This is a genomic window from Methylobacterium haplocladii (assembly GCF_007992175.1).
Classification (GTDB): domain Bacteria; phylum Pseudomonadota; class Alphaproteobacteria; order Rhizobiales; family Beijerinckiaceae; genus Methylobacterium; species Methylobacterium haplocladii.
The window spans coordinates 109063-120780 of record NZ_BJZT01000025.1 but is presented as its reverse complement, the minus strand read 5'-3'; the positions used below and the strand labels follow the sequence as shown (position 1 = coordinate 120780).

The window sequence follows — 11718 nt, the reverse complement described above, 5'->3', positions numbered from 1 at the left end:
GTGCCGACCGAGTCTGCCGTCTTGGCGATGTCGTCGACCTCGGATCCGCTGGCCGCGGCCGTGCGAGCGACCGACGGCAGGAAGTCCAGCGACTCCTTCAGATTGCGGCCCTGCGCGACCAGCGCCTCAAGACCACCGGCGAGCTTATCGACCGGCGTGGCGGTCTGCTGGGCCAACTCGTGAACGCTTGAGCCGAGCCCGTCGATCTGCTCGCGGGTCGCGTCCGCGGTCTGGCCGATCATCGTCAGCCGGCGATCGAACGCCGCCGCCTTCCTGTACTGGTCCGCAGCCTCATAAGCTCCGATCGCACCTGCCAGCGGACCGAGCGAGCGCTCGCCGCGTTCCGTGCGTCGTGTCGGCGTCGGGATCGGTCGCGGCCGGGTCGGCATGGCAGCTTCCAGGGCCTCCTGCCGCCGCTGCAGCTTGAGAGCCTTGGCCTCGGCGAAGCGCTCACGGTCGCGCTGGGCCAGGGCCTGCTTGCGGATCGCGGCCGTGGTCTGGTCGACGGAGCTCCGCAGCGCCCGCTCGTGCGCGATCAGATTTTCGACTGGAACGCCGAACCCGGCAAAGGCGCGGCGGGCATCGGCGACCGCGCTGGTCTGGCGTTCGACGGCACCGGTGGCTTGGGCCACGGCGCGCTGCGCTACGCGGTTGCGGGCCGTCAGTTCGGCCACCGCCTTCACGTCCTTGACCTGCCTGGCGCTGGCGAGCGCCGTGCCGATGCGGTCGGCCTCCGCGCGGGCGCCGGTCAGGCCGAGCCGCGCCGTCGAGAGCCGGGACTGCGCCGCCTTGACCCGGTCGAGCGCTTCGAGCTGACGCTTCGTGCCGGCGAGCGACTTGTTCATCCGCTCGATGTCGGCCGAGACCTTCGCTCCCTTACCGACGTCGCGCAGCTTTCGGTTGACCCGGTCGAGGATGCCCGAGAGCCGGTCCTCGCCGCTGAGGACCGCTTTGGCTTCGATGACGCGACCGGCCATGCCGTTCTCCAATCAGGCTAAGTTGGCCGTTTCGACCAGGCGATGGCGCGGGCGTGCCAGTAGTAGAGCTCGTCGATGCCGAGCCCGCTCAGACCGGCGGGCTCCCAGCCGCAGATGAAGACGAGCTCGTCTGCGATGTCGTCGAGCCCCCGCCCTCCGGCGCGGCGGGGATGAAAAAATCCCGGATCACCTCTTTCGCCTTGATCGTATCGGCGGGGCCGACCTGGCTTTCGACGAGGCTGTATTCCGCCGGCTCGACGAGGCAGGTCTCCAGGTAGTGCGAGAAGGCCTCGGCGTTGTCGGCGTAGAAGTACACGCCGTCGGCCGAGCGATGGACTGTGAAGGGCTCGCCCACCGGCAGGATGTCCCGCCAGACCGGCGGCCGGAACACCAGCTGTGTGATGGGCGCGCCGTGGCCCTCGATCGGCGTGCTGAGGGTGACTGTGACGGTCTTGGGCATGTCGGCTGCTCCGGTGATGTCAGGTGGATGCGGGATGGGACGAAGGGGGTCTCCCCAAATTTGGAGACACCGGCGCGGCACCATTTTCAGGATCCAAGGTCGCCGCGAGCCGCGGATCATCTTTGAGCGCCAAGCGGTCGAGGGGGCTCGGTAGCGCCAGTGCGCGGTCTAAGAATTTGGCCTGCCGAGCAGTGGCCGCTGCAATGGCTTCGGATCGGTCGAGCATCACTGGGCCTCTCCGATCGCAGGCTGCGGAAGGATATTCGCGATCCAGGCGGCGACGGCCGGCACGCCCTGCCGATCATCCGGACCGATGGCGAGAAGGCTGACGGCCTGCTCGGTCGTCAGGTCGGCACGCATCGCCAGGCCGAACGCCAGAAGGTCACGGCCCACCGCCTCCGGCGCTCTCGTGATGGCGAAGCCGCGGGTCCGGTTCGCCTGCATGCGATCGAGGATGGTGCCGGCGATCTCAAGGTGCCGCGCTTCGATCCGGATCACGCTGCGATCTCCAGGCGACGCGGACCGGTCCCACCCCAGCGGGACGTCCCAGCGTCAGGCTCGGTCGGTTTAGCGGCCACCGGCTCAAGACGCTGCTTCACGTCCCGCTTCAGCCCCGGGCGCGGGCGCATCTCGCGCGACAGATAGGCCAGCGTGGTATCGACCTCCCGGAACGGCTCGGACGTGACGAAATCGTCGCCGTAGGCGAACAGCGTCGGCAGGTTCACGGTCCGATGCAGGCGATCGAGGTTCGAAGCGGCAACCGCCTCGCGATACCGGATCCGTGTGAACCGGCGCAGGGTGCAGCTGAGGGCGGGGCCGTACACATGCTGCGTCGAGGGGGTGAAGAGCTTGCCCTTGCTCCGATCCATCGCGCTCGACGTGACATCACTCTGGCGATCGTCGGGCAGCGGATCCGACCGGCCGTCCAGAACCCAGAGCTCGATCTCCTCGCGGTCGAGGATCTCTTCCGGCACGGCGTCGAGGCCCCGAACGACATCCTCAGGCGATGGGATCACCGGCAGCTCGGGCGCCTCCTTCATTGCACGGATCCGGGCCGCCTCGGCCTCGGCAAGGTCCCGGACCAACGAGCGCAGTGCCAGAGCGTGATGCGCGTACTCGATCGGCAAGCGGGACCGGATGGCTTCGCACTTGGCCGCTGCATCGTCATGGATCGCTTGCCGGGCAGCACGAGCATCAGCGTCGCGGGCCATCGCCAGACGCTGCGTCAGGGCCAGGACCAACGCCTCGGCGCGATCCAGACGGACAGTGGCGATCGCCTTCTCGGCCAGCAGCTTCTCCAGCGCCTCGGGCGAGACGTCGAGCAACCCGTCGCGATAGTTGGCAGCGGCCGCATCACGATCGCTGGTGGCGGTTTCGACCTGGCCGCGCGCTTCGGCGAGTGCCGCCTCGATCTTCTCAGCGGAGGTCTCCTTCCGCGCGATGCCGATCAGGGCGGCCAGATCCCTCGCGATCTTCGTTGGCGACTTCATGCGGAGAATTCCTTCTGACCCCTGCGCAAAATTGCGCGGGCCGCGAGACCAACACCGCGGCCCGCTCCCGAGCCGAGGCCCGGGTACGCAGCAGCGGATCGGGGGACCGAAAACCCCTTGGCGCTGGTGCGATGGGAATGAAGTTTGACCCTCATGGCGCGACCGGCGTGATCGCCAGCTTTGCCATCTGCGGATCGAAGGCCTGAAAGGCGGTCGGACGATGCTGGCCCGCGTCGTCGACACCGTCCGGCACGAGGCCCAGCGCTTCGGCGACGTCGCCGACGATGAAGGCCACGTCGTCCCTTGCCTCGGCGTAGAACCGCACCGCCGTCTCGCTGGCGACACCGGCCTCGATCAGTGAGCAGCCGACGGCGGTCGGGACCGAGAAGGCCACAACGTGCGCGCCGTAGAGTGCGCCGCGGGTAAATGCGTCGCCGAGGTCGTCGCAGTCGCGATAGGCCTCCGGGACAGGGAAGGAGCCTGTCGCCGGCACAGCGTTCGGGTGTTCGGCGTTCGGCTCCGAACGTTCGGCCGAACGGGGTGCGGACAGGACCGGCTTCCGACGGGCCGGATCGACGTTGCGCCTGATTGCAGCGAGCACGTCGGGGACATGCCATCCCTGAGGTCCGCGCTGCGGAATTTGCCCCCTGCGGTGCCTCTCATGAAGCGTCGACCGACTGTAGCCAGTGGCAGTTGAGAGCTGGGCGAAGGATGTGGCGAATTCCATCGGCATCACCGTTCGTTCGGCTTAAAAATCGAAGTTGCAGAGAGCGAGATCTCGGGGTCTCCCGCCCGCGTCTGGTCGAACCCCCTCGGAGGACCCGCTGGGTTCCAAATGTTGCCTATCTGCAACGACAGGGAGGTCGCGGAGGCTCTGGCCATGCCCATCACGCCGCGATCCGTGCTGCGGGTGCAGGAGTGTGATCGTCGGGGCCGTCGCTATCGATGCGCGGTAGGGCCACGCCGTCGAGGGTCACGCGCTCACGGAGAGCGCGGCGCATGTATTCGGCACTGGACGTACGGCTACGGCGGGCGGCGTCGGCAACGGCTCGCGTGAGGCCGCGCTCGGCCTTGAACCGCACGGCTTCACTGAATTGGATACGATCTGCGGACATTTGGGGACACCTTCAGCGGTGCAATCGATGTCCCTGAGAATGGATCTATTCAGCCAACATAAGCAAATCGGATTTTTGAATTACGCTGTTGTGTGCTGTTGTGTGTTGTCGTCCGCCGTTATGTCTTCTTATCTTTAATCGCATTCAGCATGTGCTAATCCGCCGCAGTTATTCTTCCCAATCGATGTCGAGCGACTGCTCGAAAGCGGCGGCGGACATTTCTTTCCCCCGCCCGTCGACCACCGTGACATCGCGGAAGCCGCGTCGCGCCAGATCCCATGTCCGTTCCATCGCTTGCTCGTCGGTGCCGCAAGCGAACGTCTCGCTGCGCCCCGTCGGATCGATGCCCTTCACTTTAAACACGGTTGCCGTCTCACTCTTTAGCCGCTCTCACCAGAGCTAATGGAGATGGCAGGGCTTCGGTCCAAGAGCGGCAATCGTCTCACCGAGCGCCAATGATTCAGCCTCAGAGCTACGAGAGCCCCCTTAATCACGGCTGGCATGCGTCCTCTATGCCGGGTCGCTCGCATGCCCATTACCGAAGCGTTCACCCTCGGCTCATAATGTTGGCAGCAAAAATCGCCGGTCGCCTCGATCTGATTGGTGTCTTCATGACGGACGATGATGCCGAAGAGCCGAGCCCGAGCCGATCGGGTTTGATTGGGCCTGCCGCCGCCGTCTTAGTAGTATTGATTGTTCTTTATGCACTCGTTCTGCTGAAAATCGACTAACTACCTATGGTCTTGCAAGCTCCATAAGCCACTTCTACATCTGCTCTGCTCTGCGGGTTGAGAGTAGCGCGAATGAACGTGAGTTTAGCGACGTCCATAGCAATAAAATAGATGCCGTTTTGGCATTTGATGGAGTTTCTTGGTCCACCTTCGTTCAGGCGTGGCTTGATATTCGAACATTCGTAGAAATCAGTCTTTCCGGCAGAAATAACATTCAGAAATTCGTCGTTCCAGACGAACGAAAAACGACGAGCCGGAATTGCTTCGACTAGCGAACCGTCAACCGCTGTTTGCGCCTTCAGTCGCATTGCTACGTCTTCGGAGCAAAGTAGAGCCCTTTTTGATTGGCCATGGGCCAATGTGGCAGAAAGCAACGCGAGCGCAATGCCAGCGACAACTCGCATTTGATCTCCTGCTCGATGGGGTCGCCAAAAGGCTTAAGCTCTATCTACGTACTATCTGCCGATTGCAACACCGCCCTCTCGGCGTCCCCCACCGCGAAATGAGTATCGACCCAATTTGGCGGGCGGCTTGTGACTTTCCAGCACTAGCTCGTGACGCGACTCTTTGGCCACCGCACTCGAAGTAACTTGGGACACCTCGAAGCGCGTTTATAGCCGCCCCTCCGCACGCAGATCTGCCAGCATCTGCCAAATTTCCGCCATCAACCGACGGTTGCTGGTTATTAATGTCTCTGAGCAACGATTGCAGTCGATCGAATGCCGAGAGAGCGCGATGACTGAACGTCGTTTGGAGCCCCGGGCCAAGATATTCGAGTTCGGCACCGTCTTGAGTGACGGCACGTCCGGTGAGACCACGTGCGTCATTTGGGACGCTTCGGGTCGTGGCGCCAGGATCGAAGTCGAACACCCCGAGAAACTGCCACAACGGTTTGTGCTCGACATCGGCGACCGCAACAATCTGAAACGCTGCAACGTCATATGGCGGATCGGTCGGAAGGTTGGCGTCGTATTTGAGCCAGGGTCGCCGTCAGAAGGAGTTCGATGAAGGGTAGCCGTCCGATAAGCAGGGAAGTCTCTGCAAGCCTCTCTCACCACATCCTGCCGAACGCCGGCACGATGATCGGCGTGTGCGTGACGCTGGTCGGTCTGGTGAAGATCGTCGAGCTTCAGATCGGTCACAGTCACGTCGACGAGTACGCCGCACTCACTGCGCTGCTATTCCTAGTGAGTGCCCTGACTTCGTACCTGTCGATGCGTCTGGCTGCGGAGAGCCAGCATGCTGCGCGCTTGGAAAGGATTGCTGACCTCTGCTTCGTGGCAGGGCTTCTGGCCCTCGTCGGGATCACAACCCTCTTTGCCTACGAGACGATCTGACAGAGCGCAGAGGCATGCGAGCGGTCATGGCTGGCGAGTCTTCGCCAGGGCTTCTCGGAGCGTCCATGGATCGCATTCGCCGAGTAGCCGGTAGACGGCTGCATAGCTCTCCTCGTCGAGCCGTGGCGATAGGATCTCAGCCAAGGCATTCGTCGCTCCTGTCTTACGCTCCAGCCGTTCGTCCTGCTCTTTCCGCCACTTCTCGGCATGACGTCGTGCGCGGGCATCCGCGTCTCGCTTTGTCTTCGCCTGCCGTTTTCTCTCCTCAGGCGTCAACTTGGCCTGCTCGGCCTCCTTCCGCGCTTGGTAGAGTTTGGCCTCGATTTGACGAGGTGTGACAGCCTCTCCTGCTTCCAGCCGGCTTACGATCTCCTCGCGGATCGGAGCAGGCGTGGAAGCGGCCGCCAGCCGGTAGAGAGTACTCGGGGGCAAATGCGAAACGATTTCGCTTATGTGCCCGAACTGAGTCGCGGCCTGCATCATGTACTGCGCCGAGCGGACCGTGATCCGCATCTCGGACTCGACCCACTGCGCGAATAGCCCATGCTCCAGCCGCTCCTTCACACCGAGCAGATCAAGTCCGGTGTCGATCACGTAGGCCTTCACCCGGCCGCGGTATCGCTCCACCACCGCTTTGGCATCCAAAGCCGCCACATCGTCCAACTGCTCGTAGTCAAAGCAGATTGGGAGAGGAGGGTCCAAGGGGGCGGACAGATCGAACAGATGGAAAGATTGCTTCGAGGTGCTCATTCGTTCTCTCCGTCTCCGTCTCGATTGTCCTCGATCAGATCTACGAAGATCCGTGACCCTTCGCCCTGCTCCAAAAATATCTTACCCCCCTGTGCCGTTTGTGCCTTTGGCGCCATTTGCGCCGAAATTGGAGCTATTGGCGCCAAAGACACTACCGGCACAGGGGTCCCCATCTTTCTACGGACAGGGGTTTCGGCAAAAGGGCGGTCGGCAATCACCTCCGGATGCACCTCGTAGTTCTGGGCTTTTCGCCCCTTCCGGTCCCCGGCTCGGGCGAACCGCCGGCGGATGAGATTGGCCTCCAAAAGTTGTTTGCAGGCCGCCTCCATATCTGCGGCGTCCCGAAGCATCCCACCGACCTGCCGACGGACGTCTCGGGCGTTGAACTCGCCAATCTGGTTCTGCCGGAGGTGGCGGGCGAGCAGCATGCCGCGGCGCTCGACGATCGGTATTGCTGCATCGCCGAACACCCGCTCTGCCATCGGCACGAAGTAGGCGTTCAGGAGATCGGCCGCCGCAGTCACAGCCTCCGGCGAGATCACCTTCGGCTCCGTCGCGCCCGGCGAACCTCCACACCACCACAGGTGTTCGAGTACGGCGGAGAGCCGGAGCGCATGCCCTCGTGCCTTGCCGAGCGTGCCGGCCAGCAATCCGCTGGCCTCGTGGCAGCGCTCAACCATGTCTCGGGCGAACGCCTCCAGCCGGTCCTCAGCTTCTCCAGTCAGACGCAGCTTCACTGGCTCCAGCTGACCGAACTCGTCGATTCCCTGCACGAGGTCGGTGAGACGCGAGAAGGCCAACTGCATCGGCCCATCGTCCTGCACACCGCGCGCAAGCGTGAACTCGGGCTTCACGTCCGGCCAAGCCCAGAGCAGGCGCGAGGCAAGGCCGTCGTCGGGTCCGTTGAGGATCATCTCCAGCTTGTCGGGTTGGACACCGCCGAGCACTCCGATGCTGAGATGCCGGATGTGCAACGGCTCGGGGTTCTTCATCCGATCGACGACGTAGGAACGGCCGCCGTACATCTCGATCGCGAAGGCCCGGTCAGACCCGCCGCCGCCATACTTATCGAAGGCGCCGAGCCAGCCAGCTAGTTCGTCTCGGACGAGAAGCAGGCCGCGCGGCAAGCCCGCGGCCAGGGCCCCGAGCGCCTCGACCGTGGCGTCGGCGACTCGGATGCGCGGCCGGACTGGAGCCGGCGGCTCACGTGCAGCATCCGGCATGGCTGGCGGCGCATCGCCGTTCTTTACCGCGGTCTTGACCTCGATCTTCCAGGCCTCGACCCGCGCCTCGCAAGCCTGCTTCAGCGTCGAGTGTTCCTGCTGCACGTCCTCGAAGCCGTAGGTCATGCGATCTTCGGCGAAGCGCACCAGCGTAAAAGCGGCGTCCATGCTCGGCGACTTTGACGACGACGGTGGCCCGACCTCTCCACACCACAGCACCGGGGGCTCGGCCCAGGCTGCACCGGCCTGGGGCCAGCGCACGTTGGCGATCGTCGCGCCGACGCTCGCAAGCAGCGCTACTGCCACGTAGTCGACCGGCGCCGAGGCACCTCGGGCCTTACGCTCGCACCAGCCGGCCCATGGGCCGAGAAGGTGCAGCGGGAATGCGGGCGCCGGCCGGCGTCCGGTTCCGAGCAGGCTCAGATCCGGCTCACCCCAAGAACCATGCCCCCCTGTGCCGTTTGTGCCTTTGGCGCCGATAGCCTCCAAATGATCGTCACGCCAGTCGTCGGCGACCGGTGGACCGAGACGTTCCAACTCGGCCGCGAATGGGTTGGACTTCATGCCCGCACCTCCAAATCGTCGGTTGCGGAACGGCGGCGAGCAGCAGGACTCGGTTGGCCTGCCTGCTTGGCCTGCGATCTCTTGAGTTCGGCGAGCATGCCGGCGGCGGACAGCGCAGCACGGAACTCGGCCGCTGCGCATCTGAGCGTGTAGGCCAGTCCGGCATCGTCTCCGATCGCGGCGTAATCGCAGGCCATGTTCGCCCGCATTCCTACGGTCGCCATCATGTCGGCAACGGTCTGTCGGAGTTCGGCCGGCGAGCCGCCGGGCGGATAAGAGCCGGGGTAAGGGTAGGAGGCAGTCATGCGCCGCCTCCGTCTTTATGTGCCGCAACTACAGCGTTGCGGATGATCTCGCCGTCGATCGATCGTTCGACCGTCTGCCACCAAGCCTCGGTCCGCTCGCCGTCCCACTGAGACCAGCAGCCCCACAGGACCGTGTCAGGCGTACCGGGAAAGGCGCGGTGAGCAGCTAGTACGCCATCGACACCTTGGGCTTCAGCGTCGGCGATGATCTGAATGATGGCGGCTTCGACCTGCTTGCGGGCGGTGCTCACAGGCGCCTCCCGGTCTCGATTGAGCTATAGACCAAGTCAGCTACGGCCGCCGCGAGCGCGGGACTGAAAGCGAAGCGCGAGAGGATCCGCGCCATCTGGATTTCGCGAGGTGCGAGTGCTAACTGGAAAGTGTCGGCCGCCAAACCTGACATTTTTCCAGAGCCCTCGCCGTTTGCCCCGGCGGGGGTTCTGTTGTTTTGAGCCATGCTCTTATGCGCCCTCCTGCTTGGAGGTGGCTGCCGCGAGCATCCGCTCGAACGCGACGAGCGGGACTAATAGCCGTCGCCCAATTCGGATCGCCGGGATCTCCCCTCGCCCCGCCGCCTCGTAGGCCGTGTTGCGGCTTACCCCGAGGCGCCGCCCAGCCTCCTCGACGGTGATGGTCCGGCACTCGCTGGAACCACTCATGGCACCACTCCTTTTGTGAATTTGATTTGCATCAGAAAACTAGGGGGGATCGAGAGGCTTGTAAAGATATCTGATGCGATTTAGGATCACAAAATACCAGAGAGGTTGAAATGAGCGAGCAGGAAGCACCCAAGAAGCGCGGCCGTCCGGCCAAATTTGCTGGTGAACGGACCCGTGGGCCACTTACCGTCCGCCTTCGCGACGAGGTCCGCAGCGATCTCGAACGTGGTGCTGTACAGAACGGCCGCTCGCTTTCTGAGGAGATCGAGACGCGGATGGAGATCTCGCTGGCGCAAAAGAACCAGCTGCGTTTTGAGTGGGGCAACGATGTCTTTCGGATTGCTACCGCAATGGCGGCAAGTCTTTCAGGAATTGAAGACTGGGCGGGTAAGCGGTGGGATGAAGACGAGCAGGCCTACGAGCTCTTCAAGGCCACTACGTGTGAGATCATCAAGAACTATAGGGATCACGTCTTGAAGCGTCAGCGCGCGGTGCCACACGGCAACATGGCGTCCATGTCGCATGACGAGCTAGCTCAAGTCTTCGCAGCCCGCGGGGGGCTCGGCCCCCCTCCGCCCAAGCGGGCGCCAGTCGAAATCGTCGTGATCGACGAGGACTGACTGTTCCAGCTATTTTATTTGGAGAGACACGATGAAGGGTCACATCCGCGAGCGCACGACCGGCAGTTGGGCGATCATCCTCGATCGGCGCGACGACGAGACCGGCAAGCGCAAGCGGAAGTGGCACTCCTTCAAAGGGACCAAGCGCGAGGCGCAGAAGGAGTGCGCCCGCCTCATCACGTCGATGCAGGGCGGCGACTACGTCGAGCCAGCCAAGGAGACGCTGGCTCAGTTCCTCGACCGTTGGCTGGAGCACATCCGATCGCAGGTCTCGCCGCGCAGCCACGAGCGCTACACTGAGATCGCTCGGAAGAACCTCGTCCCCCTGCTGGGTGGCGCGGTCCTCACCAAGCTCCGGCCCGAGCAAATCTCTGCGGCCTATGGCAAGGCACTCGTCAGTGGGCGCAGGGATGGCACTGGGGGGCTCGCGCCCCGGACCGTGCATCACATGCATCGGATCCTGCGGCAAGCGCTCGGCCAAGCCGTGAAGTGGTCCATCCTCGCCCGCAATCCGGCCGATGCCGTCGACCCGCCGAAGGTCGAACGCCAGAAGATGCGTGCCCTCGACGCGACCGAGTCGGCGATATTGTTCGCGCACTTCCGACCGACACGCGTCTTCGTTCCGGTGGTCCTGGGCGTCCTGTGTGGTCTCCGGCGGGGCGAGGTTACAGCGCTCAAATGGCGCTTGGTCGATTGGACCACGGGCCATCTGGAGATCGTCGAGAGTACCGAACAGACCAGGAAGGGTACGCGATCGAAGGAGACCAAGAGCGGTCGCGCGCGTCGCGTCGCCCTCCCCTCTTTCGCGCTGGAGGAATTGCGCACGCACCGAGTCCGCCAAGCCGAGGAGCTGCTGAAGCTCGGAGTGCGGGCGACCACAGACGATTACGTTTACGCGCAGGCTGATGGCGCGCCAGTTCAGCCGAACAGCCTCACCCACGAGTTCACGCGCATCCTGGCCCGATCGACCGGGCTGCCGCGGATCCGCTTTCACGACCTGCGGCACAGCCACGCGACGCAGATGCTGGCTGGCGGAGTGCACCCGAAGATCGCGCAGGAGCGGCTGGGGCACTCCAGCATCGCCATTACCCTCGATCTGTACTCCCACGTGCTGCCGGGGATGCAGGAGGACGCCGCAGCGAAGGTTGACGCTGCCCTCCGCGCAGCCATAGGTAAGGCCGCCGGATGAAATGGTAGCAAAACGGTAGCAAAAGCGGGTTTCGGCCCCCTGCCCTATCGGTAAGAAGCTCAATTTCACCAATGGCTTGGAAGGGTGGCCGAGTGGTTTAAGGCAGCGGTCTTGAAAACCGCCGTGGGGGCAACTCCACCGTGGGTTCGAATCCCACCCCTTCCGCCAACGCTTCGCTAAATGGTTGATCTGCCACTAATCTCGTCGAGATCAATGGCTTGCGACTTAGCGACTGCTACACACGGGTGTACGCAGGGAGCATGAAGGACGTGGGCCGCCATACCTATCTCGCGCGCCG

At 63.7% G+C, this 11718-nt stretch carries 17 protein-coding genes and 1 tRNA gene; 6 read left to right on the top strand and 12 right to left on the bottom strand.

From position 1 onward, the window contains the following. From MHA02_RS12185 to MHA02_RS12160, 6 genes are all read right to left on the bottom strand, one after another. A partial coding sequence (locus MHA02_RS12185) for a hypothetical protein (RefSeq protein ID WP_147078935.1) occupies positions 1-977 on the bottom strand: 977 nt, incomplete at its 3' end. A gap of 88 nt (positions 978-1065) precedes the next feature. After that, positions 1066-1437 (bottom strand): hypothetical protein, encoded by a 372-nt coding sequence (locus MHA02_RS12180; protein WP_147078932.1) that lies wholly within the window; start codon positions 1435-1437, stop codon positions 1066-1068. Positions 1438-1662: 225 nt separating this feature from the next. Next, positions 1663-1935 carry a hypothetical protein gene (locus tag MHA02_RS12175; RefSeq protein ID WP_147078930.1) on the bottom strand — a complete coding sequence of 91 codons (273 nt, stop codon included), beginning with the start codon at positions 1933-1935 and terminating at the stop codon, positions 1663-1665. Continuing rightward, positions 1932-2762 (bottom strand): hypothetical protein, encoded by an 831-nt coding sequence (locus MHA02_RS12170; RefSeq protein WP_170249202.1) that lies wholly within the window; start codon positions 2760-2762, stop codon positions 1932-1934. Before MHA02_RS12170 ends, MHA02_RS12175 begins: the two co-directional genes overlap by 4 nt. Before the next feature lie 316 nt (positions 2763-3078). Continuing rightward, on the bottom strand, positions 3079-3528 hold the full coding sequence (locus MHA02_RS12165; protein WP_147078925.1) for a hypothetical protein: 450 nt from the start codon (positions 3526-3528) through the stop codon (positions 3079-3081). Between the two features lie 682 nt (positions 3529-4210). Then, entirely contained in the window at positions 4211-4405 is a 195-nt protein-coding gene (locus MHA02_RS12160; protein WP_147078923.1) for a hypothetical protein, read from the bottom strand. A 200-nt stretch (positions 4406-4605) separates the two neighbouring features. On the opposite strand from MHA02_RS12160, the gene MHA02_RS22170 reads away from it, so the two are divergent. After that, complete coding sequence (locus MHA02_RS22170; RefSeq protein WP_210245066.1) at positions 4606-4773, top strand: hypothetical protein; 168 nt, start codon at positions 4606-4608, stop codon at positions 4771-4773. On the opposite strand, the gene MHA02_RS12155 is transcribed toward MHA02_RS22170, so the two are convergent. Next, positions 4770-5177 (bottom strand): hypothetical protein, encoded by a 408-nt coding sequence (locus tag MHA02_RS12155; RefSeq protein WP_147078921.1) that lies wholly within the window; start codon positions 5175-5177, stop codon positions 4770-4772. The genes MHA02_RS22170 and MHA02_RS12155 overlap by 4 nt on opposite strands. Positions 5178-5340: 163 nt before the next feature. Here MHA02_RS12155 and MHA02_RS12150 point away from each other — a divergent pair, with 163 nt between their 5' ends. Continuing rightward, positions 5341-5781 (top strand): PilZ domain-containing protein, encoded by a 441-nt coding sequence (locus MHA02_RS12150; RefSeq protein WP_147078919.1) that lies wholly within the window; start codon positions 5341-5343, stop codon positions 5779-5781. Beyond that, positions 5778-6110, top strand: a complete 333-nt coding sequence (locus MHA02_RS12145) for a hypothetical protein (RefSeq protein WP_147078917.1) — start codon at positions 5778-5780, stop codon at positions 6108-6110. Before MHA02_RS12150 ends, MHA02_RS12145 begins: the two co-directional genes overlap by 4 nt. Before the next feature lie 24 nt (positions 6111-6134). On the opposite strand, the gene MHA02_RS12140 is transcribed toward MHA02_RS12145, so the two are convergent. The 5 genes from MHA02_RS12140 to MHA02_RS12125 form a co-directional block, all read right to left on the bottom strand. Then, entirely contained in the window at positions 6135-6860 is a 726-nt protein-coding gene (locus MHA02_RS12140) for a hypothetical protein (RefSeq protein WP_147078915.1), read from the bottom strand. Further along, entirely contained in the window at positions 6857-8647 is a 1791-nt protein-coding gene (locus MHA02_RS12135) for a DUF3987 domain-containing protein (RefSeq protein WP_170249198.1), read from the bottom strand. Before MHA02_RS12135 ends, MHA02_RS12140 begins: the two co-directional genes overlap by 4 nt. Next, the gene (locus MHA02_RS22165) at positions 8644-8874 is read right to left on the bottom strand and encodes a hypothetical protein (RefSeq protein ID WP_210245065.1); all 231 of its coding nucleotides are present in this window, start codon (positions 8872-8874) and stop codon (positions 8644-8646) included. Before MHA02_RS22165 ends, MHA02_RS12135 begins: the two co-directional genes overlap by 4 nt. A 74-nt stretch (positions 8875-8948) precedes the next feature. Then, positions 8949-9203 (bottom strand): hypothetical protein, encoded by a 255-nt coding sequence (locus MHA02_RS12130; protein WP_147078911.1) that lies wholly within the window; start codon positions 9201-9203, stop codon positions 8949-8951. A 210-nt stretch (positions 9204-9413) separates the two neighbouring features. Further along, the gene (locus MHA02_RS12125) at positions 9414-9611 is read right to left on the bottom strand and encodes a helix-turn-helix domain-containing protein (RefSeq protein ID WP_147078909.1); all 198 of its coding nucleotides are present in this window, start codon (positions 9609-9611) and stop codon (positions 9414-9416) included. 110 nt (positions 9612-9721) lie between these two features. Between MHA02_RS12125 and MHA02_RS12120 the strand changes: the two genes are divergently transcribed. From MHA02_RS12120 to MHA02_RS12110, 3 genes are all read left to right on the top strand, one after another. Then, positions 9722-10231 carry a hypothetical protein gene (locus MHA02_RS12120; RefSeq protein ID WP_147078907.1) on the top strand — a complete coding sequence of 170 codons (510 nt, stop codon included), beginning with the start codon at positions 9722-9724 and terminating at the stop codon, positions 10229-10231. Between the two features lie 31 nt (positions 10232-10262). Then, positions 10263-11420: a tyrosine-type recombinase/integrase gene (locus MHA02_RS12115; protein ID WP_147078905.1), complete on the top strand. Its 1158-nt coding sequence runs from the start codon at positions 10263-10265 to the stop codon at positions 11418-11420. 78 nt (positions 11421-11498) lie between these two features. Further along, positions 11499-11588 (top strand) — tRNA-Ser (locus MHA02_RS12110). Positions 11589-11718: the final 130 nt, after the last annotated feature.

Excerpts from the sequence above, each read along its gene's own strand:
- MHA02_RS22165 (WP_210245065.1), bottom strand. The coding sequence starts at position 8,874 with ATGATGGCGACCGTAGGAATGCGGGCGAACATGGCCTGCGATTACGCC.
- MHA02_RS12115 (WP_147078905.1), top strand. The coding sequence starts at position 10,263 with ATGAAGGGTCACATCCGCGAGCGCACGACCGGCAGTTGGGCGATCATC.
- MHA02_RS12140 (WP_147078915.1), bottom strand. The coding sequence starts at position 6,860 with ATGAGCACCTCGAAGCAATCTTTCCATCTGTTCGATCTGTCCGCCCCC.
- MHA02_RS12125 (WP_147078909.1), bottom strand. The coding sequence starts at position 9,611 with ATGAGTGGTTCCAGCGAGTGCCGGACCATCACCGTCGAGGAGGCTGGG.
- MHA02_RS22170 (WP_210245066.1), top strand. The coding sequence starts at position 4,606 with ATGTTGGCAGCAAAAATCGCCGGTCGCCTCGATCTGATTGGTGTCTTC.
- MHA02_RS12180 (WP_147078932.1), bottom strand. The coding sequence starts at position 1,437 with ATGCCCAAGACCGTCACAGTCACCCTCAGCACGCCGATCGAGGGCCAC.
- MHA02_RS12145 (WP_147078917.1), top strand. The coding sequence starts at position 5,778 with ATGAAGGGTAGCCGTCCGATAAGCAGGGAAGTCTCTGCAAGCCTCTCT.
- MHA02_RS12155 (WP_147078921.1), bottom strand. The coding sequence starts at position 5,177 with ATGCGAGTTGTCGCTGGCATTGCGCTCGCGTTGCTTTCTGCCACATTG.
- MHA02_RS12120 (WP_147078907.1), top strand. The coding sequence starts at position 9,722 with ATGAGCGAGCAGGAAGCACCCAAGAAGCGCGGCCGTCCGGCCAAATTT.
- MHA02_RS12135 (WP_170249198.1), bottom strand. The coding sequence starts at position 8,647 with ATGAAGTCCAACCCATTCGCGGCCGAGTTGGAACGTCTCGGTCCACCG.